We start from the raw sequence: 25,890 nt of genomic DNA, 5'->3' as shown, positions 1-25,890 counted from the left end.
CGTCATTTCTCCTTGGCTTCGGAGAGCACGGTATCGATGTCCTTGAACGTACTGGCCACCAGTGGCTTGGCATCGGTCTGTACAACATGACACTGGTTGCAGAAATAACGTCGCGGCGAAATCGTGGCGAGGAATTGATCGTCACGATCCATGTAGTGCGTCACGCTGACTGGCGGTGCCTGGAACTTGTCCGCGTTGGCACGCGCATGGCAGAGCAGGCAGCGGTTGGAGTTCTTGTCGATTTGATAGTTTTCGATGGTGTGCGGGATGGTTGGCGGCTGCATCGGGTAGGCGCGGTTGCGCTTGATGTCGGCGTTCTCCACGCGCGCCATCAGCGGTGGCGCGCCTTCCTTGTCCACTGGAATGCCCCGACGCAAGGCATCGATCTGTTCGCCGGCAGGTGCCCTCTCGACTTGCGCCTGGAGTGGTGCCACTGGATGCGTACTTGCGGCAGCAGCAGGTTGGGAAGAGGGGCGAGTGGCCGTCGTTTTTTGACCTGCGACGAAGGCAACGGCCGCCACAACCAGCAACACCAGGCCGCCAATGGCGATAAGTGGTTTGTCACGCATGGGATGTCCTCCTAGACGGCCACGACCTTCACGGCGCATTTCTTGTAGTCGGTCTGTTTGGAGATCGGGTCGGTCGCGTCGAGCGTGACCTTGTTGATTAGCTGGCCGGCATCGAACCACGGCACGAATACCACGCCAGGAGGCATGCGGTTGCGGCCGCGCGTTTCGATGCGTGAGCGCATTTCGCCACGACGGGAAACCACGCGAACCTCATCGCCGCGCTTGAATCCGCGAGATTTTGCATCGTCCGGATTCATGAAGACGACAGCTTGAGGGAAACTCCGATAGAGCTCGGGTACGCGCATGGTCATGGAGCCGGAATGCCAGTGCTCGAGCACGCGGCCGGTGGACAGCCACAGGTCGTATTCGGTATCAGGCACTTCTGCCGGCGGTTCGTAAGGCAGCGCCCAGATCACCGCACGACCGTCCGCGTTGCCATAGAACTGGAAGCCGGTGCCTGCTTTCACATAAGGGTCGGTACCTTCGCGATAGCGCCAGAGCGTTTCCTTGCCATTGACCACCGGCCAGCGCAATCCCCGCGCCTGGTGATAGGCATCGAAGTCGGCCAGGTCATGGCCGTGGCCGCGACCGAACTCTGCGTACTCCTCGAACAGACCTTTCTGCACGTAGAAACCGAAGGCGGTCGATTCGTGGTTGTCGTATCCGGCCTCCATTTGAGACGTAGGAAAACGATCCACCTTGCCGTTGCGGAACAACACATCGAACAACGTCTTGCCTTTGAACTGCGGATTGGCTGCGAGGATGTCCGCCGGCCAGCATTCGTCGGTGGTGAAGCGCCTGGAAAATTCCATCAGTTGCCACAGGTCCGAGCGTGCCTCGCCTGGTGCATTCACCAGTTGGTGCCAGAATTGAGTGCGACGTTCGGCGTTGCCGTAGGCGCCTTCCTTCTCCACCCACATCGCAGCAGGGAGGATGAGGTCGGCAGCCTGAGCAGTGACGGTCGGATAGGCGTCCGAGACAACGATGAAGTTCCGCGGATCGCGATAACCGGGATAGGTCTCCTGCATCAGGTTCGCACCGGCTTGCATGTTGTTGTTCACCTGCACCCAGTAGGCGTTGAGTACGCCATCGCGAAGCTTGCGGTTCTGCTCCACCGCGTGGAATCCGGGCTTGGGCTGGATGATGCCGTGCGGGATATTCCAGATATCCTCGGCATGCTTTCGATGCTCGGGATTGGCTACCAGCATGTCGGCCGGCAGGCGATGGCTGAAGGTGCCCACTTCGCGTGCGGTGCCGCAGGCCGAGGGTTGCCCGGTGAGCGAGAAGGGGCTGTTGCCCGGCGTGGCGATCTTGCCGGTCAGCAAGTGCAGGTTGTAGACCATGTTGTTGGCCCATACGCCACGCGTGTGCTGGTTGAAGCCCATGGTCCAGAACGACACCACCTTGGTCTTGGGGTCGGCATAGAGTTCGGCCAGCTGTTCCAGCCAGCCTTTCTCCACGCCGGTCATCTCCACGGCCTTTTCCAAGGTATAGGGCGCCACGAAGGCGGCGAACTGCTCGAAGTCGATCCCTTCGCCGGCACCTGGATCCTTGGCGTTCTTTGCCTTCATCTCCAGCGGATTGTCCGGCCGCAGGCCGTAGCCAATATCAGTGACGCCCCGCTTGAACGTGGTGTGCTGGTTGACGAAGTCCTTGTTGACGCGGCCGGTCTTGATGATGTGGTTGGCGATGTAGTTGAGGATCACCAGGTCGGTCTGCGGCGTGAATACGATGGGGATGTCGGCCAGTTCGAAGCTGCGATGTTCGAAGGTGGACAGCACGGCCACCTTGACATGGGGATTGGACAACCGACGGTCGGTCACGCGCGTCCACAAGATGGGATGCATCTCTGCCATGTTCGAGCCCCACAGCACAAACGCGTCGGAGGCTTCGATGTCGTCGTAGCAGCCCATCGGCTCATCCATGCCGAAAGTGCGCATGAAACCCATCACTGCCGAGGCCATGCAATGGCGTGCATTCGGATCGAGGTTGTTGCTGCGGAAGCCGGCCTTGAATAGCTTGTTGGCGGCATAGCCTTCCCAGATCGTCCATTGGCCTGAGCCGAACATGCCGACTGCCGTGGGTCCTTTCTCTTTCAGCACGCGCTTGAACTGCGCGGCCATCACATCAAAGGCTTCGTCCCACGATACCGGCGTGAACTCACCGTCCTTGGCGTAGGCGCCATTCTTCTTGCGCAACAGCGGCTGGGTGAGCCGGTCGGCGCCGTACATGATCTTGGAGAGGAAATAGCCTTTCACGCAGTTGAGACCGCGATTGACTTCGGCAAGCTGATCGCCGTGCGTGGCCACCACGCGACCGTTCTTCACTGCCACGTTGACGCCACACCCGGTGCCACAGAAGCGACAGGGTGCCTTGCTCCACTTCAGCTGGGCGAGGTCACCTTCAAGCAACACATTGGTGGCGCCTGCTGGCAAGGCGATACCCGCTACGTTGGCAGCGATGGCCACAGCGGTGTCACGTATGAACTCGCGTCGTGTCATGGTCATACGTCATTTCCTCGGGTCGAGATATCGGGCCCGACCTGTTCATCCAGTTCGGCTCGGGGCTCCGCGTGGTGATAGATCAGGGATACATTCACGATGCCAGGCAAGGTCTCCAGCGCGTCGATGTGATCCATCAGCGCGCGCTGGTCATCGGTCTCGCACAGCAGTACACAGCGACAGTCGCCACGCGCGGCGATGTTCAGCGCGGCATGCGTGTCGACAAATGCATCGAGTACCGACACGGCATCATGTCGGTGCATAACCAGCAGGCTGGAAATGTGTTGCTCGTCGCTCATGCGGCGGCCTCGCCAGCATTGCTGGACGGGCACGAGTGGAATGACATGATGTCGGCCATCGCGGTCAACTCCCCGGAGGACCGTTGAACATCTGCCAGATCCAGACGGCAAAGCCGAAGGACGCGACGATCGCTATAGCCAATATGGGAAACAGGGCGACGGCCAACAAAAGAAATGCTGTCCGCTCCTGGCGTTTGAGGCCCATCTCCGATGAGGTTTCCATAGGTACCTCGGTGAGGCAGCAACGCTGTGCCTAATTTCTGACTTTCAAGTTAGCACCGCCGAAACAGCGACCCTCTGACTCAGGTCAGACGGTCGACGTTAGCGGATGGCATCCCCATCTCCGCCCAGCGGCTTTCGACTAAAGTGTTTGCAAGTGCTCACTGCGCAGTCTTGACTTGCGCGGTGAAGACCATGTGAATGGGGCTATAGGGAAGGACTCATGCCGATGAATGCACGCACCCGGTATCGATATCTGGGCTTCCTCCTTACAGGCTGCCTGATATTCGCGGCACACGGCACGGAAAATGCCACAGGGACTTCCGACGTTGTTCGGATAGAGGTGCAGGGGAAGTCGGCGTTGACGCTCGACGCCACGACGCTGGCTGGCATGCCGCACATCAGCGTCACCGCTGCGGCACACGAGGAAAAGCCCAGCGAGTGGCGAGGCGTCGCTTTGAGGGAGATTCTGTCGCACGCGGGCGCGCCCATCGACAAGCCGCTACGAGGCAAGGCACTGGCGAGCTTTGTCAGGGTGACGGCAGCCGATCACTACCAGGTTGTGTTCGGTCTGGCCGATCTGGATCCGACGCTCGGCAATACCCAGGTCATGCTCGCCGATCAGCGTGATGGGAAGCCGTTATCCGCGGAAGGTCCCTATCGGTTGTTGGTGACGGGCGATCAACGGCCTGCGCGATGGGTCCGCAATGTCATCAGCATTGAAGTGGTCGATGCGTCGAGCGGGGACTCTCGTTGACGCGGAGCGACCATTCAGGCGGCGTCGCCGCGCGGTACTTCAAGCCCGGCGACCGCTTCCTTGGCGAGTGGCAGCAGACCTTCGCCACCGTGATTTAGATGATCTTTCAGCTGGCGTCGCATCACCGGATCCCAGAACCGCTGGAGGTGATCGTGCACACCCTTCACCGCGGCAGTGTGGTCCGGCTCGACCTCGAAGAAGGTCGCGATGTCGTTGGCCATGGTGACGAGTCGTTCGATTCTCATGACGGGTTCTTATCGTGCCGGAGGCAGCAGGCGATCAGGGTGAGTGTAGACGTTGTGGCTTCCCGGGCGGGTGAAGCCGACCAAGGTAAGCCCGGCACTACGCGCCAGCTCTATCGCCAGCGCAGTAGGCGCGGAAATGGCAGCAAGCAGAGTGATGCCGGCACTGGCGGCCTTGGTCACCATCTCGTAGCTGGCTCGGCTGGTGACCAGCGCCATGCCATCGCCGGTATCGATGCCGGCTCGGCGCATGGCGCCAATCAGCTTGTCCAATGCGTTGTGGCGACCGACGTCTTCCCGCACAACGATGATCCGGCCACTTCGGTCGGCCCATGCGGCAGCGTGCACGGCGCCGGTGGCCGCGTTCATGGGTTGGTTTGACTGGAGCTCGTGCAGCGCCTGTTCCAGCGCGTCGCTCGTGATGGTGTGGCCTGCGCCGACGGGATCATTGTGGCGGATCGCATGCTCAAGGTCACGCGTGCCGCATATGCCACAGCCACTGCGCCCCGGCAGTAAACGCTCCTGCTCGCGGCCAATGCGCGCACCAGCCGCGTTGTCGGTCACCCGCATGGCCAGCTCGATGCCTTCGATCAGCGCGTGACTTTCCATTTCCAGCAGTTGCGACGGATCGCTGATCAAGCCTTCGCTGAGCGAAAAGCCCAGGGCAAAATCCTCCAGATCATGCGGCGTGGCCATCATCACTGCGAAGGTCGTACCGTTGTAGACCATCGCTACAGGCACTTCCTCGGCGATGCAGTCGTCTTCATGACTGGACTCGCCGTGACGCCAGCGATCAACCGGGCGCAGCACGTAGCCGCGTGATGTCTCGTCGTGGTTGGGCGGGCTCAAGCGGGTTTCGCCGACTGTCCCAGCAGGGTCTCCTGCACTTCAGAGAACGCACGATGTCGCTTCTGCCATTCCGAGGGCTGCGTGACGCGCGTAACTTGCACGGCAGTGACCTTGTACTCCGGGCAATTGGTCGCCCAATCCGAATTCTCGGTGGTGATAACGTTGGCGCCGGAGCCGGGGAAATGGAAGGTGGTGTACACCACGCCCGGCTGCATGCGCTCGGAGATCATCGCGCGCAGCACGGTGTCACCGGAGCGGCTACGGATGCCGACCCAGTCGCCTTCGACGATGCCACGTTCCTCCGCGTCGTGCGGGTGAATCTCAAGCCGGTCCTCGTCATGCCACATGATGTTGGCGGTGCGTCGCGTCTGCGCGCCCACGTTGTACTGGCTCAGGATGCGACCGGTCGTGAGGATCAGCGGATGCTCGGCGTTGACCTTCTCCGACGTCGGCACGTATTCGGTGAGCATGAAGCGGCCCTTGCCACGTACGAACTCATCGACGTGCATCACCGGCGTGCCGAACGGATGTTCTTCGTTGCATGGCCACTGGATCGAGCCGAGCTGGTCGATCTTGTCGAAGCTCACCCCGTGGAAGGTCGGCGTAAGGCGCGCAATCTCATCCATGATCTGCGAGGCGTGCGTGTAGTTCATCGGGTAGCCCATGGCTTGCGCCAGCAGCTGGGTGATCTCCCAGTCGGCGTAGCCGCCCGTGGGTTCCATCACCTTGCGCACGCGCGAAATGCGACGTTCGGCATTGGTGAAGGTGCCATCCTTTTCCAGGAACGAACTGCCCGGCAGAAAGACGTGTGCGTATTTGGCCGTCTCGTTGAGGAACAGATCCTGCACCACGATGCATTCCATCGCGCTGAGCGCCGCGGTGACGTGCTGCGTGTCAGGGTCGGATTGGCCGATGTCCTCGCCCTCGATGTACAGCCCCTTGAAACTGCCGTCCAGCGCCGCCTCGAACATGTTGGGGATGCGCAGGCCTGGTTCGCTGAGCAAAGGTACGCCCCAGGCTTCCTCGAACGAATGGCGCACGGTGTCGTCGCTCACATGGCGATAGCCGGGGAATTCGTGCGGGAACGAGCCCATGTCGCACGAACCCTGCACGTTGTTCTGTCCGCGCAGAGGATTCACGCCCACGCCCTCGCGGCCGATATTGCCGGTGGCCATGGCAAGGTTGGCAATCGCCATGACGGCGGTCGAACCCTGTGCATGCTCGGTCACACCCAGGCCGTAGTAGATGGCGCCATTGCCACCGGTGGCATAAAGCCGTGCGGCGCCACGCGCCATGGCAGCGGGCACGCCGGTGATTTCTTCCATCGCTTCCGGGCTGTATTTTTCCTGCGCCACGAAGGCTCGCCATTTGGCGAATGCCTCGGGTTCGCAGCGCTTGGCGACAAAGTCCTCATCGACCAGCCCTTCGGTGACGATCACGTGTGCCAGCGTGTCGAGCATCGCCACGTTGGTGCCGGGCCGCAGCTTGAGGTGATAGTCCGCCTGAATGTGCGGCGTGCGCACCAGGTCGATGCGGCGCGGGTCGATCACGATCAGCTTCGCGCCTGCGCGCAACCGCTGCTTCATCTGCGAGCCGAACACTGGATGGGCGTCAGTCGGGTTCGCACCGATCACCAGCACGACATCGGTCGATTCGATCGAATCGAAATCCTGTGTGCCAGCGGATTCACCCAGCGTGGCCTTGAGGCCGTAGCCCGTCGGTGAATGGCAGACGCGGGCACACGTGTCGACGTTGTTGTTGCCGAAGCCGGCACGTACCAGCTTCTGCACAAGGTAGGTTTCCTCGTTGGTGCAACGCGAAGAGGTGATGCCACCGATGGAGTGCTTGCCGTAAGTGGCCTGCAAGCGCCTGAACTCGCTGGCAACGTGCGTGACAGCCTCGTCCCAGCTGACCACGCGCCACGGATCGGAGATCTTCGCGCGGATCATGGGCGTGGTGATGCGATCCGGATGCGTGGCATAGCCGATGGCGAAGCGACCCTTCACGCAGGAATGGCCGTGATTCGCATGACCGTCCTTGTTGGGCACCATGCGCACGACTTCCTGCCCTTTCATCTCGGCGCGGAAACTGCAGCCCACGCCGCAATAGGCGCAGGTTGTGATCACGCTGTGCTCGGCCTGGCCTTTGTCGATCAGTGATTTTTCCGACAGCGTTGCGGTGGGGCAGGCCTGCACGCAGGCGCCGCACGAGACGCATTCGGAATCGAGGAAACGGTTGTCCTGGCTGGCCGCCACCTTGGACTCGAAGCCGCGTCCCTCAATGGTCAGTGCGAATGTGCCTTGCACTTCATCGCAGGCGCGCACGCAACGCGAGCAGGCGATGCACTTGGACGGGTCGAAGGTGAAGTAAGGATTGGATTCGTCCTTGGCAGCGAACAGTGGGTTGGCCGTGCCGTCCTGCTGCTTGGCGTAAACGTGGTTGGCGCCGTCGTAGCCGTAGCGCACTTCGCGCAGGCCGACCACGCCGGCCATGTCCTGCAGTTCGCAATGGCCGTTGGCGGGGCAGGTGAGGCAGTCCAGCGGATGGTCGGAGATATACAGCTCCATCACGCCGCGACGAATCTCGGCAAGCTTTGGCGTCTGCGTAGACACCTTCATGCCAGGGCTGACGGGCGTGGTACAGGAAGCGGGATAGCCCTTGCGGCCTTGGATCTCTACCAGGCAGAGGCGGCATGAGCCGAACGCTTCGAGCATGTCGGTCGCACACAGCTTGGGAATGGCGATGCCGGCCTGCGCGGCGGCGCGCAATACCGACGTGCCCTCGGGCACCCGGACGTTGCGTCCATCGATATCCAGCTCGACCATCGTCTCCGATGTAGATTTCGGGGTGCCATAGTCGATCTCAACGATGGATAACATAAGCCTCTACCTCCTCAGGCCGCGGTCTTGTCTGCGGCGCCTGCGAAATCTTCGTGGAAATGGTCGAGTGCACTGAGTACCGGGAACGGCGCCATGCCGCCCAGCGCACACAGCGAGCCGGCAATCATGGTCTGGCACAGATCGCGCAGAAGGGTCTCGTTGCGTTCTTGCTCGATGGCATTGCCGGCAATGATGCGATCGATCACCTCGACGCCGCGCGTGGACCCGATGCGGCAGGGCGTGCACTTGCCGCAGGATTCGATCGCACAGAATTCCATCGCGTAGCGCGCCTGTGCCGCCATGTCGACCGTGTCATCAAAGACCACTACGCCACCATGGCCGAGCATGCCGCCAATGGCGGCGAACGCTTCATAGTCCACCGGCGTATCGAGCTGAGACGCAGGTATATACGCACCCAGCGGACCGCCAACCTGCACCGCGCGCACCGGCCGACCGCTGGCCGTGCCGCCGCCATAGTCTTCGACCAGTTCGCGCAAGGTAAGGCCGAAGGCGCGCTCGACCAGGCCCGGCCGTTTCAGGTTGCCGGCAAGTTGGATAGGCAGCGTGCCGCGCGACTTGCCTGAACCATAGTCGCGGTAATACGCGGCACCTTGATCAAGGATGATCGGCACCGAGGCGAGAGTGACCACGTTGTTGATCACCGTGGGTTTGCCGAACAACCCTTCTATGGCAGGCAGCGGTGGCTTGAAGCGCACCTGGCCGCGCTTGCCTTCCAGCGATTCGAGCAGCGAAGTTTCCTCGCCGCAGATATAGGCGCCGGCCGCCATCCGTACTTCCAGATGGAAAGCCTTGCCGCTGCCGCACACGTCGTCGCCGAGATAACCGGCGTTCTTGGCGCAGTCGATGGCAGCTTCCAGCGCCCGCTGTGCATGCGGGTATTCCACCCGCAAGTAGATATAGCCGCGCGTAGCGCCCACGGCGAGGCCGGCGATGGTCATGCCTTCGATCAGCACGAACGGATCGCCCTCCATGATCATGCGGTCGGAAAAAGTGCCGGAGTCGCCTTCGTCGGCATTGCACACCACGTACTTCTGATTGGCCGGCGCATCCAGGCAGGTCTTCCACTTGATGCCAGTGGGAAACGCCGCGCCACCGCGGCCACGCAGTCCGGAGTCGAGCACCGTCTGCACGATGTCTGCGCCGCTCATGCCCAGCGCTGCCGTCAGGCCGCGATAGCCGCCGTGCGCACGGTAATCGTCCAGGCTACGTGGATCGACGAGGCCGACGCGGGCAAAGGTGAGGCGTTGCTGGTTCTTCAAGTAGCCGATTGATTCGGTCGGCCCATGGGCCAGCGGGTGTGTACCGCCATGCAGGAAATCCGCATCGAACAGACTCGGAACATCCGCTGCCTGCACGGGTCCGTAGGCGACCCGATCGCCGTTGGTTTCAACCTCCACGAGCGGTTCCAACCAATACAGCCCGCGCGAACCGTTGCGTACAAGACGCACGTCGACACCGTGCCGCGTGGCTTCCGTGGCGATAGCGGTGGCTACCGCTTCGGCCCCCAGCGAAAGCGCGCTGGCGTCGCGCGGTACGTAGACGGTGACACTCATGTTGCCTCCGCCTCGAACCAGGCATCGAACCGTTCGGGCGTCATGCGGCCTTTCAGTTCACCGTCGATCATCAGCGCCGGCGAGCATGCGCAATTGCCGAGACAATAGACCGGCTCCAGCGTGCAGGCGCCGTCGGCCGTGGTCTGATGGAAGTCTATGTCCAGCCGCTGCTTGATATGTTTTTCCAGCGTGACCGCGCCCATCGCCTGGCAGGATTCGGCGCGGCAAAGGTAGATGAGGTGCCTTCCGGCGGGCTTCTGTCGAAAGAAGTGATAGAAGCTGATGACGCCATGCACATCGGCGCGAGAGAGGTTCATCTCGCGGGCGATGAGCGGCACCGCGTCCTCAGGCACATAACCCAGCGCGCCCTGCACCCCGTGCAACACGGGGAGCAGGGCGCCGGGCATCTCTTTCAGCCGGGCGGTGACTTCGAGTACGGCGGCGCGGATGTCTTCCGGGATCTCCGGCAACAAGGCGATGTTTATGGCGCGTTTCATGTTTCCACCGTCAGGACACCTTTCAGAACAGAGCTGCAGCCTTGGTAAGCGCTATCCATACACCGATAAGAAAAGGAACGCCAACCAGCGCCCAGGCGATGACACCCACCAAGCCGAAGCCACCTCGTGCGGCGTCCTGGGCGCGTGCGGAAATGGCCGCAGTTTCATGTTGTAGTGCGCGTTCGTGCTCCAGTTCCTCGTCGGTCATCAGGCGACTTTCCTTGACCGGCTTGACCAGGAAATTACAGACCATGCCGATCAGCAGCAGCGCCGCCAGGATGTAGAGCGTGCGGTCATAAACGAGGTTCTTCGCCACACCCGCATCGAGCTGGGCCTGTCGCACGGCCGCGATCAGGAACGGACCGGCGATGCCAGCCACCGACCAGGCCGTGAGCAGGCGGCCATGGATCGCGCCCACCATCTGGGTGCCAAAGATGTCCGACAGATAGGCCGGCACGGTGGCGAAGCCGCCGCCGTACATCGACATGATGATGCAGGTCGCCACCACGAACACGGCTGCAAGGCCCATGTGTCCCAAGGTCGGCAGGCTGCAATAGAGCAGGATGCCGAGCGCGAAGAACACGAAGTAGGTGGTCTTGCGACCGATGTAATCCGACGTCGACGCCCAGAAGATGCGGCCCAGGCTGTTGAACAGGCTGATCAGGCCGACCAGGCCTGCAGCAGAAGCCGCGATCGCCGCCTTCTGCGTGGTGCTCAGCGTGGTGGCGGCATCCAGCCCCAATAGCTTGCCGCCGAACACGTCCTGGAACATCGGGCTGGCCATCGAAAGCACGCCGATGCCGGCTGTCACATTCACGCACAGCACCACCCAGATCATCCAGAACTGCGGCGTCTTCCATGCGTTGTTCAAATGCACGTGGCGCTGCGTGATGAGCTTGTTGGAAGATTCCGCTGGCGGCGTCCAGCCGAGCGGCCGCCAGCCGCGTGGAGGCACGCGGAAACCGAATGCGCCGGCAGACATCGCGATGAAATAGATCGCGCCCATGCACATCAGCGTGGAGGCCACGCCAGGTACGCCGCCAACAGAGAACTTCTGCATCAGTGCCACCGCGATCGGTGCACCGATCATCGCGCCGCCGCCGAAGCCCATGATGGCGAAGCCGGTAGCCAAGCCACGTCGGTCGGGAAACCACTTGATCAGCGTGGACACCGGCGTGATGTATCCCAGGCCCTGGCCTATACCGCCCAGCACACCGCAGCCGAGGTAGGCCAGCCACAGCTGGTGCATCGACACCCCGATGCCGCCAAGCACCAAGCCGCCGCCCCAGCAAATCGCGGCTATGAATCCTGCCTTGCGCGGACCGGCATGCTCCAACCAGCCGCCCCAGATCGCAGCAGAAATGCCGAGCATCGCAATGAAGGTTTCGAAGATGTGATTGACCGCGGGTACCGTCCAGTTGCATCCCGTGGTGAACAACTGGGCCAGGAAACCCAGCTTGGCGCATGCGGCCGGATCGGCTTCGGTGACCAGCTTGGTCATCGGCAACCAGAACACGGAGAAGCCATAGGCCATGCCGATGCTCAAATGGATGGCCAGCGCCGCAGGCGGTACCAGCCATCGATTGAATCGAGGGCCGGCGATGGTGTGCTCCCTGGACAGTATTTCCGGCGAGTCTCCACTCGCCGCCTTCAGGACATCTGCTTCAGGTACGCTTGCCATGAGCATCTCCCCCCGTTGTTACCAGGCCACCAGGCCAAGCATCAGGCGCGATCTTTGAGCGGACCCGCTCGCCGCGCCACCCGACAAAAGTCGAACGCGGAAGGTAGCGCAAGAGCCTGCGCCGTGGGCGATCAGAATGATCGCCATTTGTTGCACCGCAGCGTCTGGCGGGCGAGGGCGTCAAAGCGCCTCTTGCGCAGCCGTTCGCTCGCGCCGAGCATTGGAACCACCCCGCATCCCAAACAGGCATCACAGGCATGACAGGCAGTCTCGCCCGATGATCAGTTACACCCTGGCACTGGAACGACTTCTCGCCGTCGCCCGCCCGCTGGCAACGGAGGGCTGTGCGACAGCCGACTCCGTTGGGCGTGTCCTGGCGCGCGACGTCATCAGCCCGATGGCGCTGCCATCGTTCGATCACGCGGCGATGGACGGCTACGCCCTGCGCGCCCGCGAACCGCTCGAGGCGGGATCGGAGCATGACGTGCTGGGTTCCCAGGCGGCGGGCGATGCCGCCCGTGCGTCGGCGGGCATGGCTTGGGAGATCATGACGGGAGCGCCATTGCCTGATGGCCTCGATGCCGTCGTGGCGGTGGAGCGCACACAGCTGCTGGCAACTCGCGACAACGGCACGCCAGCACGCATACGACTGCTCGATTCACTCACGGCCGGATACAACGTGCGTTATGCCGGCAGCGATGTCGCCAAGGGTGCTATCGCCGTTGGCGTGGGTACCCGCATCGGGCCCGCCCACATCATGTTGTTCGCTGCGCTTGGCGTGACGCGCGTCGAAGTGGTGCGCCGGCCACGGGTGGCGATCATCTGTACCGGCAAGGAATTGCTGGCCGATCCAGGTCGGCCGCTCGGCGTCGAGCAGATTCACAATTCCAATGGTCCCTATCTCGTCGCCGCACTTGCCGGCGCCGGTGCGCGAGTACTGTTCTGTGACACCGTGGATGACACGGCGACGACTTATGCCGAGTCGCTGCAACGTGCACGCGATGCGAGCGCCGACCTGATCATCAGTACCGGCGCGGTTTCCATGGGGCGCTACGACTTCGTCCCCGATACGTTGCGCGATTCCGGTGCCGAGCTGCTGTTCCACAAGGTAGCGATCCGGCCGGGCAAACCGATGCTGGCGGCGAAAATCGCCGAGGCTACCGTTATCGCGCTGCCAGGCACGCCGATGGCGGTCGCCGTCGGCTTTCGCTTCTTTATCGCTCCTGTGCTGCGTGCACTGGCCGGGCAGGGCGGCGAACCGGTCTTTCAGGCCGTGCTCGACACACCACAGCAACCCAAACCGGGCCTTCGCCATTTCCTGCGTGCCAAGGTCAGTCAGAACGCGGACGGGCGATTCCATACCCAGGTACTCAGCCAGCCGCAGCCATTTCGCATCCAACCTTTCGCGCAGGCCGACGCATGGGTCGTGTTGCCGGAGGACGCCGATGAGTGTCCAGCAGGCATGCAGGTCGACGTCGCCAGCCTGCAACCCGATTTTTCGACCAGTGTGACGGATCATCACGGAACACCATCATGAAACTGCAGATCGAAGGCCAGAAGCTTCGGGTGCGCATTGGGGAAGATGAACTCGCCCGGCTGCTGGCCGGCGAGGCCCTCGCCTTGCGCACCTGCTTTGCGCAGGCGTTTGCCATGACCTACACGCTACGGCTGGTATCCGGTGATACGGCGCGTTTCGATGGACGCGCCGATGACTGGCAGATCGGGATTCCCGAAACGGCCGTTCGCGAACATGTACAGCGTCTGCCCGCGCGGGACGGGTTGGCTTTCAGCCTGCCTGGCGGAGGCGACGGCGAAGCGTTGGAGCTGTTGTTCGATGTGGATGTGCGCGACAGCGTGCGGCAGCGCAAGCGGCCCTGAAGTCTTCAGTTGCTTCCGGGTTGGGCTACCCTCGCCATCGTCGGTACGGCAGCACGATCAAAGGAGAAGGACGGTATGAAGCACCACCTTGTTCGTTGGCTGCTTGGCCTGGGCATGATGCTGGCGCCATGGTTATCGGTGACGGCTGCGGACAACCACATCACGGTCGCGGCGGCGGCGGATCTGCACGGCGCCATGGACAAACTCGTCGAGTCCTATCGGCATGACCATCCCGACAGCAAGATCGACGTGGTCTATGGCTCCTCCGGCAACCTGCTGACCCAGATCGAGCAAGGTGCGCCGTTCGAGCTGTTCTTCTCCGCCGACAGCAACTACCCGCAGCAACTGATCGACCACGGCAAGGCGGGCGGGGCATTGGTGCCGTATGCCCTGGGGCACCTCGTGCTGTGGAGTGCCAGCATCGACATGACCCATGTGCAGGTGGCTGATCTCGTGCAGCCACGTTTTTCCCGTATTGCCATCGCCAATCCGCAACACGCGCCGTATGGCAAGCGTGCCGAACAGGCGCTGCGCGCTGCGGGCGTGTGGGATGCGCTGCAATCGAGGTTGGTGTTCGGCGAGAACATCGCGCAGACCGCGCAATTTGCGCAGAGTGGCAACGTCCAGGTGGGTATCGTCGCCGAATCGCTGGCACTGGCTTCACCGGGAAAGGGCAGCTATGCGCCTGTGCCGCCGTCGCTGTATGAGCCCCTGAAGCAAAGCTTCGTGCTGACCCAGCGCGGCGCCGGCAACGCGCTGGCGCAGGATTTTTCGCGTTACGTGCAAAGCCCGCAGGCACGCGCCGTTCTCGCGCGGTACGGTTTTGCCCTGCCTGGCACCGAGGAGCACTGAGCGTCGTGTCGCTATTGTCCGAACAGGACCTGCAGGCGTTTTGGCTGACCTTGCGTCTGGCGGCCACGGTGACCGTGCTCCTGCTGGTGCTGGGCGCGCCACTCGCATGGTGGCTCACGCAAACGCGTTCACGCTGGCAGCGACCGGTGGCCGCGGTGGCGGCGCTGCCGCTGGTTTTGCCGCCGACGGTACTGGGCTTTTATCTGCTGATGTTGCTTGGGCCGGATGGCGCGGTGGGACGCCTGATTGCCGCGCTGGGTTTGTCGGCGTTGCCGTTCACTTTCCAGGGACTGGTGGTGGCGTCGATGCTGTATTCGTTGCCGTTCGTGGTGCAGCCCCTGCACAACGCCTTCGAAGCCATCGGTGCGAAACCTCTGGAAGCTGCATCGTGTCTTGGCGCGGGTCCGCTCGACCGCTTCTTCTCGGTGGCGCTGCCCATGGCGCTGCCCGGCGTAGCGACCGCGACAGTGCTGGGTTTCGCACACACCGTGGGTGAGTTCGGAGTGGTGTTGATGATCGGCGGCAATATTCCGGGGCAGACGCGTGTGCTGTCGATGCGCATCTACGATCACGTCCAGGCCGGCGAATTTCACCAGGCGCACGTGCTGTCGCTCTGCCTGTTGCTGGTGTCGTTCGTGGCTTTGCTCACCATGTCGCTGTTGCGACCCGGCAGGCGGGCTCATGGCTGAGCCGCGGCACGGGCTGGACGCCAGACTGGCTTGGCGCCGCGGCAATCTGGCGCTGGATATCGATATCGCCCTGCCACCGCGGGGCATCACTGCGCTGTTCGGTCCCTCGGGTGCGGGCAAAACCAGTTGCCTGCGCGCCATCGCCGGACTGGAGCGCGGCAGCGAGGGTCGGGTGACGTTTGGCGATACGGTGTGGCAGGACAACGCGCGTCGTGTCTTCGTGCCACCGCACCGGCGACGGCTAGGCTACGTGACCCAGGAATCGAATCTGTTCGTGCACCGTTCGGTAGCGGGCAACCTCGACTACGGTTTTCGTCGTGCCGGACGGCCAGCCCACCTCGATCGCGATGGCTTGATCGAGCGGTTCGGCCTGAGGTCGTTGCTGGACAGGCGCGTGGGCGCGCTATCGGGCGGCGAGCGACAGCGCGTGTCGATGGCGCGCGCCTTGCTGTCCGATCCGGCCTTGCTGCTGTTCGACGAGCCGTTATCGGCACTGGATGTCTTTGCACGATCCGAATTGCTGGGTTACCTGGAAAGCCTGCATGCCACGCTCGACGTGCCGATGATCTATGTGAGCCACAACATCGACGAAGTGGCACGCCTCGCTGACCATCTCGTGTTGCTGGATGCAGGCCACGTCGTGGCACAAGGCGCGTTGCAGGCAACGCTGACCCGGCTGGACTTGCCGCCGACCCTGGCTGAGGCCGTGGGGTCCGTGATCGAAGGGCAGGTCGTTGGCTACGACGCGCACGATCAGCTTATCGAACTCGATTTTCCCGGCGGAAGCCTTTGGCTGCCCCATCGCCATGAAGCCGTGGGACAGATTCTGCGTTGTCGTATCGGTGCGCGCGATGTGGTGTTGACCCGTACATCGCAAACCGGAACCAGTGTGCTGAATCAGGTTCGCTGCAGGGTCATTGCCAAGGCCGATGCGGATCATCCTTCGCAGTGCCTGGTGCAATTGGACGCCGGTGGCAGCATCCTGCTTGCGCGCATCACGCGTCGGTCGTGGCACGCGCTCGAACTGGAGCCGGGTAGCGAAGCCTGGGCTCAGGTCAAGGCAACGGCGCTCGGGCCATGAAGACTCCGCGAATCACGGTTGTTCAACGCAATCGCGGTCACCATAATTCTCGTCAGCATCGTCTTGTGGCGATCGCCGGCAACAGCCACACAGCGCCATGTCCATGAGAGAATTTATCAGCGTCGCCGAGGCCGAGGCCCTGATTGCGCAGCACATGCCGACTTTCGGCAGCGAGCGCGTTTCGCTGGACCAGGCCGCCGGATGCATTCTGCGACAGCCCGCTTATGCGGAACACGACCACCCTCCGTTCGATCGGGTGATGATGGATGGCATCGCGATTCGCTGGCAGGAGTCGCTCCCTTCCAGCTTCGACATCGCAGGCGCGCAAATGGCTGGCATGGCGATGCAGGCATTGTCCGCCGGCGATGCCTGCATGGAAGTCACCACCGGTGCCATGCTGCCCGCAGGTTGCGACAGCGTTATTCCGGTGGAACAACTGCGCCGCGAAGGTGACCGCTACGCGCTCGTGGGCGATTACCAGCCGAAGCATCGACAGTTTGTGCATGCGCGGGGTTCGGACTGTGTCGCGGGAACCTTGCTGCTCGATGCGGGTACACGCATTGGTCCTCCCGAGATGGCACTGCTAGCCGCCAACGGCTTCGCCAGCGTGACGGTAGGAGCCGTACCTTCGATCGCCATCGTCTCGACGGGCGATGAGCTGGTGGATGTGAGCTCGCCGCTGGCCGAGGGGCAGATCCGCCGCTCCAACGACATCGCCATGGCGACCGCGCTTCGCCTGCACGGCTTTGGCCGCGTGTCGCTGGAACATGTCGTCGACGATGCCATGCTCACCCGGCGCACACTGGCCCGGTTGCTGGAAGCGCACGACGTGCTGATCCTCTCTGGCGGTGTGTCGATGGGGCAGCGCGACTACGTGCCGGCCGCGCTGGAGGCGCTCGGCGTACGATGCGTGTTCCACCGCATTGCCCAGCGGCCTGGCAAACCCATGTGGTTTGGCGTGGGGTCCAGGCAGCAGGCGGTGTTTGCGTTGCCTGGCAATCCGGTATCGGCGCTGGTCTGTGCCATCCGGTATGTGCGGCCGGCGCTGCTTGCAGCGCTGGGCATGGGGTCAGCGGCGGTAGAGTATGTCTGTCTGGACGCTGCCGTGGATGCCAACGCCGTGTTGACCTGTTTCGTACCTGCACATGTGCAAACCGATCCGCAAGGGCGGCTCATGGCGCATCCGGTGCCCTCGCGCACTTCGGGCGATTTTTCCTCGCTCCCGCGCACGCACGGTGTGGTGCAGCTGCCGCCCACGGACGGTGTTGTGCCGGCGGGTACGGCGGCCGTGTTCTATCGGTGGTGACGTGAACGTTTTCCAGGCTACCGGCGAAGCTTCCGCGACACTTCCGCTCGATCAGCGCGGTCGTCCGCTGCATGACCTGCGTATCTCGGTGATGGATCGGTGCAACTTCCGTTGCCCCTATTGCATGCCCGAGTCGACGTATGGAGAGCATTTCACCTTTCTTCGCAACGACGAGCGGTTGAGTTTTGACGAGATCGAGCGGCTGTGCCGGCTCGCCGCTACGCTTGGTGTAAGCAAGCTGCGTCTTACGGGGGGCGAACCCTTGCTGCGCCCGCGGTTGGCCGAACTGGTGGCGCGGCTGCGTCGCCTAGATGGCATCACCGACCTGGCCATGACAACCAATGGCGTGCTGCTGGCTCGTCACGCCAGCGAGCTGCGCAACGCTGGGCTGGATCGCATCACGGTCAGCCTGGATACGCTCGACCCTGCCTTGTTCCATCGCATGAGCGGCAGTCGTGGTGCGCTGGAGGATGTGCTGGCTGGCATCGAGGCAGCGCAGGCTGCCGGCTTCCCGCACGGCGTGAAGCTCAACACCGTCGTGCAGCGTGGCGTCAACGAGCACACCGTGCCCGAACTGGTCGAGCGTTTTCGTGGCACGGGCATCGTGGTGCGCTTCATCGAATACATGGACGTGGGCAACCACAACCACTGGAGTGCCGATGATGTGGTGCCCTCGCGGGAACTGATCGAGCGCATCAGTGCACGCTGGCCATTGCAGGCTGTGCCGCCGAAGTATCCCGGCGAGGTGGCGACACGCTACCGCTTTGTGGATGGTGCCGGCGAAATCGGCATGATCTCCTCGATCAGCCAACCTTTCTGCGGCGGTTGCATGCGGGCGCGGCTGTCCTCCGAAGGCAGGCTTTACACCTGCCTGTTTGCCACCCAGGGAACCGACCTGCGCGAACCTATGCGCGACGGCGCCAGCGACGAGGCACTCACGCAATTGTTGCGCGATGTCTGGGTGAACCGCCGCGACCGCTATAGCGAGGAGCGCGCGGAGCGCCACGGCAACAGGAAGCACAAGATCGAGATGCACTACATCGGTGGCTAACGAGCCCATGAAGGTTCGTGATATGGGCCACTGAATTCAGCCTGTGTGTAGACGGTTTCTTAATGCCGTCACCATGACAGAAGCCGATAATCAATGATGACGCCGTTACCCATCCGGAGCGCTCCGTGACCAGCACACCCGCCAAGCTTTCCCATGTCGACGAAGCGCAACAGCCGCGCATGGTCGATGTCGGTGCCAAGCCGATCACTCATCGCACGGCGCAGGCGAGGGCGCGAGTGACGTTTCCGGCGGAGGTAGCGCAGACCCTGTACGCGGCGGGCCATGTTACGCGGAAGGGTGCTGTGATCACCGTGGCGCAAATCGCTGGCGTCATGGGCGCCAAGGCCACGCCGCAGCTGATTCCTTTGTGCCATCCGCTGAGCATTGATCGTTGCGACGTCGTCATCCGCATGGAAGGCAATGATGCGTTGATCGATTGCACGGTGTCCTGTCGAGGCAGCACCGGCGTGGAGATGGAAGCACTGACCGGTGCCAGCATTGCGGCGCTGACCATCTACGACATGTGCAAGGCGTTGTCGCACGACATCGTCATCGGTGAGATTCGCCTGGTGAGCAAGACCGGTGGCAAGCACGACATTGGTGCGCAGGAGTTGGCATGAACGAATCACGTGCTCCCCTTTACGGTTTGCTGCTCAGCGGTGGCGCGAGCCAGCGCATGCGGCAGGACAAGGCCGCGCTCGCTTATCTCGGCGAGCCGCAGCTGCTGCGCGCATGGCGATTGCTGCAAGAGGTGACCGAACGCGCCTTTGTTTCGGTGCGCGACAACCAGCGCGATGACCCATTGCGCGCAGGGTTGCCGCAGATCGTGGATAGCTACGATGCGATAGGTCCTGCGGCGGGCATTCTGTCTGCGCAGGATCTCTATCCCGAAGCGGCGTGGCTGGTACTGGCTTGCGACCTGCCGCTACTCGACCGCGCCACCTTGCAGCAGTTGATTGCCTCTCGGGATTCCTCCGCCGACGCCACGGCCTTTATCAGCCGTCACGATGGTCTGCCCGAACCGCTGTGTGCGATCTGGGAGCCATCCAGCCATGCATTGCTGAAACAGCGTTACGAAGCCGGCAGTTATTGCCCGCGCAAGGCGCTGATCCAGTCGCGCACGGTGCTGTTGTCCGCGCCCGGTGAAGCGCTGGACAACGTCAACACGCCCGAGGAAAGGAATGACATGCAACATCGCCTGGAGTCGCTGGCATGACCGTGGTGAACCTGCAATATTACGCGCAGCTGCGCGAACAGGCCGGCTCATCAGGCGAGCAGTTCACCACCACCGCCACGTCGCTGCATGAGCTGTACGAGGAGTTGCGCGTGCGGCACGGATTCTCGCTGGCGGCCGATGCGCTCAAGGTGGCGGTGAACGCGCAGTTCAGTGCGTGGGATCGTCCAGTGCGCGATGGCGACACCATCGTCTTCATTCCACCGGTGGCAGGCGGCTGATGCGCTTCACACTTTCCAGCAAGTCCGTCGACACGGCACCGTTGCACGACGTGTTGCAACACCCCGGCAGTGGCGGCTTCTGTGCCTTCGAGGGCTGGGTGCGCAACAGCAACGAAGGACGCGATGTTGACGGTCTGGAATACGAGGCCTATGTCGAACTTGCCGGGGCCGAGGGTGAGCGCATCCTCGACGAAGCAGTGGCTCGCTACGGCGTCACCGATGCGCGCTGCATGCACCGCACCGGCGATCTCAAAGTGGGTGACCTGGCAGTGTGGGTTGGCGTATCTGCTGCGCACCGTGACGAGGCGTTTCGTGCCTGTCGCTACATCATCGATGAGATCAAGCACCGTCTGCCGATCTGGAAGAAAGAGCATTACCTTAGCGGCGAATCCGATTGGGTGGCATGCACCCATGTGTATCGCGAGCATGAACACGAGCCGCACCCGCACCATGCCCATCACCTTCCGGTGGCGCCGTTTGCGCCGGACTACTCGCGACAGATTCGCCTGCGCGAAGTGGGCGAAGCGGGGCAGGCGAAGCTGGCCGCTTCGCGCGTGCTGGTGATTGGCGCGGGTGGCCTTGGCTGCCCGGTCATCAGCTATTTGGCGGGTGCCGGTGTGGGCGCGTTGGGCATCGTGGATGGTGATCGCCTGGATGCCAGCAATCTGCATCGACAGACGATGTATGACGCCCAGGACATCGGCGAGCGCAAGGTGGATCTGGCGGCGCGGCGCGTTGCCGCCCTGAATCCCGCGGTGACAGTGCGCACCTGGCTTGAGCCGCTGCATGCAGGCAACGCGGTCGACGTGTTCCGCCAGTTCGACCTGGTGATTGAATGCACCGACGACATGCGTAGCCGCTATCTGAGCAGTGATGCGGCGGTGCTCAGTGGCACGCCACTGGTTCTCGCCAGCGTGTATCAGTACGAAGGTCAGCTGCAGGTCGTATCGGCTCGGTCAGGAGAGCCGTGTCTGCGCTGCCTATGGCCTCACGTACCCGCGCCCGATGCCGTCGGCAGCTGCGTGCAATCGGGCGTGCTCGGTCCGGTGCCTGGCGTACTCGGATCGATGCAGGCGGTGGAGGCGTTGAAGATATTGCTCGATCTGCCGCGTCTCCGGGTGCCCGCATTGCTGCTGATCAATCTGCTCGATCACACGCTGCAGCGACTGCCCATTGATGCTGAGCAGGGTTGCGCGTTGCACGGTGGTTGCGTTGCTGTGGCGGAGCGGGCTTTGGCGCAGGCGGGCGAGGAGCGCGAGATCGATCTCGTTTTCTCGCGCCTGGAAGACGCCGTGGTCGCGGGCTACAACCTGATCGATCTGCGTGAAGCGGATGAAGTTGCCGCCGAACCGCTGATCGACGTGCCATCACGCTGCATTTCTTCGAGCCAGATCGTCGCGCATGCAAACGAGTTGGTGCAGGGGAATCTCTTGCTGATTTGCGCCAGTGGCCGGCGTAGCGCCCATGCGGCGCGGCTGCTGCGTGCCGAGGGCCTGCACAACGTGCATTCGCTGGCCGGCGGCCTGAGTGCACTGCGCGTGATGGGTTGAGTCGTCAGTGCGTTGAAAACCGCGCGCGAATCGAACCTTCAGAAACGACAAAGCCCGCATCGCTGCGGGCTTCGTCTACAATTGGTGCCCAGGAGAGGACTCGAACCTCCACGGTTTTACCCGCTAGTACCTGAAACTAGTGCGTCTACCAATTCCGCCACCTGGGCAGGTGTCACGCAGTACTTTGTGGCCTGCGTGAGCCGCGTAGATTAGGCATGTGCCGGTAGGTTGTCAACTATTCTTTCACTGATTTTTCATCGAATCGCGGTGCTCGCGGTTCGAGACCGACAAAAGGCAAGGATGTGACCAGGAAAAAAGAATCACGTAGCGGCAAGCAGGGAGCCGAAACTGGCCCGACAGCGCCGAAAAAGGGCGCACCGCGCACTCGGCGCTCGGCCGTCGACCCGTCGCGTGGACAAGTGGGCCAGGTGAGCGACCCGCATGCCGAGCGCGAGGCGCAGCGCTATGAGCGCCCCATCCCCAGCCGCGAGTCGATCCTCGAACTGCTGGAGTCACGGGGCGAGCTGTTGACCGAGGCACGCATCGCCGAGGCGCTGTCGCTCACCGACGAATACGATCTCAACGCACTGCGCAAGCGCCTTGGCGCGATGGTGCGCGACGGCCAACTGTTGCTCGGTCGCCGCGGCGGCTACGCGCCAGCCCAGAAGCTCGACCTGATTCCCGGTGTGGTGCTGGCCAACGCGGAAGGCTACGGCTTCCTGCGTCCGGATGGCGGTGGCGATGATCTGTACCTCTCGCCGCAACAAATGCGCACCGTGCTGCATGGCGACCGTGTGCTGGCCAGCGTGGTGGGTATCGATCGGCGAGGCCGCAAGCAGGGGGCCATCGTCGAAGTGCTGCAGCGCCGGTCGCCGCGCCTGGTAGGGCGCGTAGTGATCGAGAACGGCGTAACGATGGTGGCGCCGGATGACCGCCGTCTGCATCAGGACGTCATGGTTCTGCCGGGCCAGGACATGGGTGCCCGTTCCGGCCAGATCGTGGTGGCCGAGATCACCGAGCCGCCGACGCCTCATCGCGGTCCGCTGGGTGCGATCCGTGCCGTGCTAGGCGAGCGCCTGCAGCCGTCGCTGCTGGTCGAGATGGCGATTGCCAGCCACGACTTGCCGCACGATTGGCCGGACGCGGTACTGCGCGATGCGGCGCAGGTGGAGCCGCAAGTCACGGCGGCGGAGCGCGAGGGCCGAACAGACCTGCGTTCGCTGCCGTTGGTGACGATCGATGGCGCCGACGCACGCGACTTCGATGATGCGGTGTTCGCCGAACCGCGGCGTGGCGGTGGCTACCGACTGGTGGTCGCTATTGCCGACGTATCGCACTACGTGAAAGTAGGTAGCGCGCTGGATCGCGAAGCGTATGAGCGCAGTACCTCCACGTATTTCCCGGGCTTCGTGGTGCCGATGCTGCCCGAGACGCTGTCCAACGGCATCTGCTCGCTCAATCCCAAGGTCGAGCGCCTGTGCATGGTCTGCGACATGCAGATCGATGCCGAGGGTGTGGTCACCCGTTCGAAGTTCTACGACGCGGTCATGCGCTCGCATGCGCGCCTCACCTACGACCGCGTGTGGCAGGCCATCGGCCTCAATGACGCCGATGCGCGCCACGAGCTGGCCGATGTGATGCCGCAGCTGGAGCACCTGCACGGGCTTTACAAACTGATGGCGGCACAGCGCAAGCGCCGTGGTGCGATCGACTTCGAAACGCCGGAGGTGAAGTTCCGCCTCGACCAGCGTGGCGAAGTGGAAGCCATGGGTGCGACCGAGCGCAACGACGCGCACAAGCTGATCGAGGAATGCATGATCGCCGCCAACGTGCAGGCGGCGTTGTTCCTCGAAAAGAAGAAGATTCCCGCGCTGTTCCGCGCACACGAACCGCCGCCGGCGGAGAAGTACGAAGACCTGCAGCAGTTCCTGCGCGAGTTCAAGTTGCGCATGCCGTCGGTGGAGGAGGTGACTCCTGCGGATTTTTCCGATGTGCTGCGCCTGGTGAAGGATCGCCCCGAGCGCGAATTGATACAGTCGGTGCTGCTGCGCGCGCAGAGCATGGCGGCCTACCAGCCGGACAATCGTGGTCACTTTGGTCTGGCGCTGGAGGCGTACGCGCACTTCACCTCGCCCATTCGCCGTTATCCGGATTTGCTGGTGCATCGCGCGATCCGTTACGCGATTACTGGTGCCAAGCCCACCGGTTACAGCTATACACCGACCGAGATGGCGGCCATGGCCGTGCATTGTTCGCAGCGCGAACGTCGTGCCGAGGAAGCCGAGCGGGACGTGGACGAGCGCTTCAAGTGCGCCTGGATGTCCAAGCACGTGGGCAGCGAATTCGAGGGGACTGTCACCGGCGTCACCTCGTTCGGTTTGTTCGTAGAGCTGGACGAATCGAAAGTGTCGGGGCTGGTGCATATCAGCCAGCTGTCCAACGACTACTACCACTTCGACCCGGTTCGTCATCTGCTCAAGGGTGAGCGTACCGGTGCCCAGTTCCGGCTGGGTGATCACGTGCGTATCCAGGTGCTGCGTGCGTCGCTGGAAGATCGCAAGATCGACTTCCGCCTGGTGGCGCCTCGCAAGGAGAAAGAGGCCGCGCCGCCGCGCAGCGAACGCCGCTACGACTATGCCGCATCGGGTGACCGTTACTCGCTGCCTGCAGGACGCAAGGCGACGGGCCGCCACGGTGCGCGCGATAATGCCGACGCTGTTGCGCCGCGAGCGGCTACGACAGGAAGGAAGGACGCACCAGCGACCGACAAGAAGCCGGCCGCAGACAAGGGCCAGACTGTCGGCAAAAGCATGTTCGCCAAGGCCAAGTCGGCGGCCAAGGGCCGATTCAAGGCGATCAAGGATGCTGCGTCCAAAGCAACCACCAAGGCCCGTGGGGCCGGCAAGAAGAAAGGCAAGCAATGAGTGAGAGCTGGATCGTCGGGATCAACCCGGTTGAAGGCGCGCTGAGCAACGACGCTTCGCGTGTGCGTGAAGTGCTGGTGGAACAGGGCCAGCGCAATGCACGCGTGCAGGAGTTGGCCACGCGCGCCAAGGCGTTGAACATCCCGGTGCACCATCGTCCACGCGAGCAGTTGGACAAGCTCGCTGGCGAAGCGCGGCATCAGGGTATCGTGGCGCTTTACGAAGCGCCGCCCCTGGGTAGCGAGAACGATATCCCCGAGTTGCTGCAGGCGGCCGGACAGGATGCGCTGGTGCTGGTGCTCGACGGCATCACCGATCCGCACAACCTAGGCGCTTGCCTGCGCAGCGCCGCGGCGGCCCGGGTCACTGCGGTGATCGTGCCCAAGGACCGCGCCGTGGGCCTCACCCCGGTAGTGCGTCGCGCCTCTGCTGGCGGTGCGGATCGCGTGCCGTTGATTGCGGCGACAAACCTCGCGCGCGCATTGCGTACGCTGAAGGATGCAGGCGTGTGGATCACCGGCCTGGCCGGCGACACGGACACCAGCATCTACAGCATCGACATGAAGGGGCCGGTGGCGCTGGTACTGGGCAGCGAAGGCGAGGGCATGCGTCGCCTCACTCGCGAGACCTGCGACTTCGTGGCGAAGATCCCGATGCCAGGCACGATGGAGAGCCTCAATGTCTCCGTGGCGACCGGCGTTGTCCTGTTCGAAGCATTGCGCCAAAGGAGTGAAAAGCGATGACGTTCTTGTGGCACGACTGGGCAGGCTATATCGGCGTAGTGCTTGTGCTGCTGGCGTTCCTGCTGTTGCAGGCACACAAGCTGCACGGCAACGGGCTCCTGTTTCAGCTGATGAACGTACTGGGCGCCTTGGGCGTGGCGCTTTCGCTGGTGTTCGGCCTGGCAACGATGAACTGGCCGGCCTTCCTGATGCAGGTGGCGTGGATCGTCATTGGCATCTACGGCATCGCGCATTCGGCCCGCGCGCGTCGCGAAGCGCGCGAGTTGGGAAGCAAGATCGCCCCCTGACGGAGCG

25 protein-coding genes, 1 tRNA gene and 1 pseudogene are annotated in these 25,890 nt (G+C 63.0%); 16 read left to right on the top strand and 11 right to left on the bottom strand.

The features are described from left to right. Positions 1-2: 2 nt before the first annotated feature. The 4 genes from AC3CBN_RS17740 to napE form a co-directional block, all read right to left on the bottom strand. Entirely contained in the window at positions 3-569 is a 567-nt protein-coding gene (locus AC3CBN_RS17740) for a nitrate reductase cytochrome c-type subunit (protein WP_488634308.1), read from the bottom strand. Positions 570-580: 11 nt separating this feature from the next. After that, entirely contained in the window at positions 581-3,076 is a 2,496-nt protein-coding gene (gene napA / locus AC3CBN_RS17735; RefSeq protein ID WP_488634307.1) for a periplasmic nitrate reductase subunit alpha, read from the bottom strand. Next, positions 3,073-3,369, bottom strand: a complete 297-nt coding sequence (locus AC3CBN_RS17730) for a chaperone NapD (RefSeq protein ID WP_488634306.1) — start codon at positions 3,367-3,369, stop codon at positions 3,073-3,075. Before AC3CBN_RS17730 ends, napA begins: the two co-directional genes overlap by 4 nt. Before the next feature lie 64 nt (positions 3,370-3,433). Then, entirely contained in the window at positions 3,434-3,592 is a 159-nt protein-coding gene (gene napE / locus AC3CBN_RS17725) for a periplasmic nitrate reductase, NapE protein (protein WP_488634305.1), read from the bottom strand. 225 nt (positions 3,593-3,817) lie between these two features. Here napE and AC3CBN_RS17720 point away from each other — a divergent pair, with 225 nt between their 5' ends. Next, positions 3,818-4,345 (top strand): molybdopterin-dependent oxidoreductase, encoded by a 528-nt coding sequence (locus tag AC3CBN_RS17720; protein WP_488634304.1) that lies wholly within the window; start codon positions 3,818-3,820, stop codon positions 4,343-4,345. Positions 4,346-4,359: 14 nt separating this feature from the next. Here the strand turns inward: AC3CBN_RS17720 and AC3CBN_RS17715 are convergent, their stop codons facing one another. From AC3CBN_RS17715 to AC3CBN_RS17690, 6 genes are read right to left on the bottom strand one after another with little or no spacing between them, the layout of a single operon-like run. Continuing rightward, positions 4,360-4,590 carry a formate dehydrogenase subunit delta gene (locus tag AC3CBN_RS17715; protein ID WP_488634303.1) on the bottom strand — a complete coding sequence of 77 codons (231 nt, stop codon included), beginning with the start codon at positions 4,588-4,590 and terminating at the stop codon, positions 4,360-4,362. Positions 4,591-4,599: 9 nt separating this feature from the next. After that, positions 4,600-5,436 carry a formate dehydrogenase accessory sulfurtransferase FdhD gene (gene fdhD / locus AC3CBN_RS17710; protein ID WP_488634302.1) on the bottom strand — a complete coding sequence of 279 codons (837 nt, stop codon included), beginning with the start codon at positions 5,434-5,436 and terminating at the stop codon, positions 4,600-4,602. Further along, entirely contained in the window at positions 5,433-8,315 is a 2,883-nt protein-coding gene (fdhF, locus tag AC3CBN_RS17705; RefSeq protein WP_488634301.1) for a formate dehydrogenase subunit alpha, read from the bottom strand. The genes fdhD and fdhF overlap by 4 nt, the downstream gene beginning before the upstream one ends. Before the next feature lie 14 nt (positions 8,316-8,329). Continuing rightward, positions 8,330-9,889: a formate dehydrogenase beta subunit gene (locus AC3CBN_RS17700; protein ID WP_488634300.1), complete on the bottom strand. Its 1,560-nt coding sequence runs from the start codon at positions 9,887-9,889 to the stop codon at positions 8,330-8,332. After that, positions 9,886-10,386: a formate dehydrogenase subunit gamma gene (locus tag AC3CBN_RS17695; protein WP_488634299.1), complete on the bottom strand. Its 501-nt coding sequence runs from the start codon at positions 10,384-10,386 to the stop codon at positions 9,886-9,888. The genes AC3CBN_RS17700 and AC3CBN_RS17695 overlap by 4 nt, the downstream gene beginning before the upstream one ends. 22 nt (positions 10,387-10,408) lie before the next feature. Then, positions 10,409-12,067: an OFA family MFS transporter gene (locus AC3CBN_RS17690; RefSeq protein WP_488634298.1), complete on the bottom strand. Its 1,659-nt coding sequence runs from the start codon at positions 12,065-12,067 to the stop codon at positions 10,409-10,411. A 277-nt stretch (positions 12,068-12,344) separates the two neighbouring features. On the opposite strand from AC3CBN_RS17690, the gene AC3CBN_RS17685 reads away from it, so the two are divergent. The 12 genes and pseudogenes from AC3CBN_RS17685 to AC3CBN_RS17630 all read left to right on the top strand — a co-directional run bounded on the left by AC3CBN_RS17685 (position 12,345) and on the right by AC3CBN_RS17630 (position 21,929). Further along, entirely contained in the window at positions 12,345-13,604 is a 1,260-nt protein-coding gene (locus tag AC3CBN_RS17685) for a molybdopterin molybdotransferase MoeA (protein ID WP_488634297.1), read from the top strand. Continuing rightward, on the top strand, positions 13,601-13,945 hold the full coding sequence (locus AC3CBN_RS17680) for a DUF7009 family protein (RefSeq protein ID WP_488634296.1): 345 nt from the start codon (positions 13,601-13,603) through the stop codon (positions 13,943-13,945). The genes AC3CBN_RS17685 and AC3CBN_RS17680 overlap by 4 nt, the downstream gene beginning before the upstream one ends. A gap of 75 nt (positions 13,946-14,020) precedes the next feature. Further along, on the top strand, positions 14,021-14,797 hold the full coding sequence (gene modA / locus AC3CBN_RS17675; RefSeq protein WP_488634295.1) for a molybdate ABC transporter substrate-binding protein: 777 nt from the start codon (positions 14,021-14,023) through the stop codon (positions 14,795-14,797). A gap of 5 nt (positions 14,798-14,802) precedes the next feature. Next, positions 14,803-15,486 carry a molybdate ABC transporter permease subunit gene (modB, locus tag AC3CBN_RS17670; RefSeq protein WP_488634294.1) on the top strand — a complete coding sequence of 228 codons (684 nt, stop codon included), beginning with the start codon at positions 14,803-14,805 and terminating at the stop codon, positions 15,484-15,486. Further along, the gene (modC, locus tag AC3CBN_RS17665) at positions 15,479-16,567 is read left to right on the top strand and encodes a molybdenum ABC transporter ATP-binding protein (RefSeq protein WP_488634293.1); all 1,089 of its coding nucleotides are present in this window, start codon (positions 15,479-15,481) and stop codon (positions 16,565-16,567) included. Before modB ends, modC begins: the two co-directional genes overlap by 8 nt. Before the next feature lie 103 nt (positions 16,568-16,670). Beyond that, entirely contained in the window at positions 16,671-17,873 is a 1,203-nt protein-coding gene (locus AC3CBN_RS17660) for a molybdopterin molybdotransferase MoeA (protein ID WP_488634292.1), read from the top strand. A 1-nt stretch (position 17,874) separates the two neighbouring features. Continuing rightward, positions 17,875-18,924 (top strand): GTP 3',8-cyclase MoaA, encoded by a 1,050-nt coding sequence (gene moaA / locus AC3CBN_RS17655; RefSeq protein WP_488634291.1) that lies wholly within the window; start codon positions 17,875-17,877, stop codon positions 18,922-18,924. Between the two features lie 179 nt (positions 18,925-19,103). After that, entirely contained in the window at positions 19,104-19,544 is a 441-nt protein-coding gene (gene moaC, locus AC3CBN_RS17650; RefSeq protein ID WP_488636764.1) for a cyclic pyranopterin monophosphate synthase MoaC, read from the top strand. Beyond that, positions 19,541-20,140, top strand: a complete 600-nt coding sequence (locus tag AC3CBN_RS17645; protein WP_488634290.1) for an NTP transferase domain-containing protein — start codon at positions 19,541-19,543, stop codon at positions 20,138-20,140. The genes moaC and AC3CBN_RS17645 overlap by 4 nt, the downstream gene beginning before the upstream one ends. Beyond that, positions 20,137-20,379, top strand: coding sequence for a MoaD/ThiS family protein (locus AC3CBN_RS17640; RefSeq protein ID WP_488634289.1), 243 nt, complete (start codon positions 20,137-20,139; stop codon positions 20,377-20,379). Before AC3CBN_RS17645 ends, AC3CBN_RS17640 begins: the two co-directional genes overlap by 4 nt. Further along, positions 20,379-20,780, top strand: a pseudogene (locus AC3CBN_RS17635) (molybdenum cofactor biosynthesis protein MoaE); the annotation flags it as partial. The gene AC3CBN_RS17640 and the pseudogene AC3CBN_RS17635, both read left to right, overlap by 1 nt. Beyond that, entirely contained in the window at positions 20,778-21,929 is a 1,152-nt protein-coding gene (locus AC3CBN_RS17630) for a ThiF family adenylyltransferase (protein ID WP_488636763.1), read from the top strand. The pseudogene AC3CBN_RS17635 and the gene AC3CBN_RS17630, both read left to right, overlap by 3 nt. A gap of 82 nt (positions 21,930-22,011) precedes the next feature. Here AC3CBN_RS17630 and AC3CBN_RS17625 read toward each other — a convergent pair. Next, positions 22,012-22,096: transfer RNA gene (locus AC3CBN_RS17625), tRNA-Leu, on the bottom strand. Between the two features lie 135 nt (positions 22,097-22,231). On the opposite strand from AC3CBN_RS17625, the gene rnr reads away from it, so the two are divergent. From rnr to AC3CBN_RS17610, 3 genes are read left to right on the top strand one after another with little or no spacing between them, the layout of a single operon-like run. Next, positions 22,232-24,853, top strand: a complete 2,622-nt coding sequence (gene rnr / locus AC3CBN_RS17620) for a ribonuclease R (protein WP_488634288.1) — start codon at positions 22,232-22,234, stop codon at positions 24,851-24,853. Beyond that, positions 24,850-25,596 carry a 23S rRNA (guanosine(2251)-2'-O)-methyltransferase RlmB gene (rlmB, locus tag AC3CBN_RS17615; RefSeq protein WP_488634287.1) on the top strand — a complete coding sequence of 249 codons (747 nt, stop codon included), beginning with the start codon at positions 24,850-24,852 and terminating at the stop codon, positions 25,594-25,596. Before rnr ends, rlmB begins: the two co-directional genes overlap by 4 nt. Further along, positions 25,593-25,883 carry a CBU_0592 family membrane protein gene (locus AC3CBN_RS17610; RefSeq protein WP_488634286.1) on the top strand — a complete coding sequence of 97 codons (291 nt, stop codon included), beginning with the start codon at positions 25,593-25,595 and terminating at the stop codon, positions 25,881-25,883. Before rlmB ends, AC3CBN_RS17610 begins: the two co-directional genes overlap by 4 nt. Positions 25,884-25,890: the final 7 nt, after the last annotated feature.

The organism is Dyella sp. OK584 (assembly GCF_057787755.1).
Note: the sequence above shows the minus strand (reverse complement) of the source record. Positions and strands in the feature narration are given on the sequence as shown.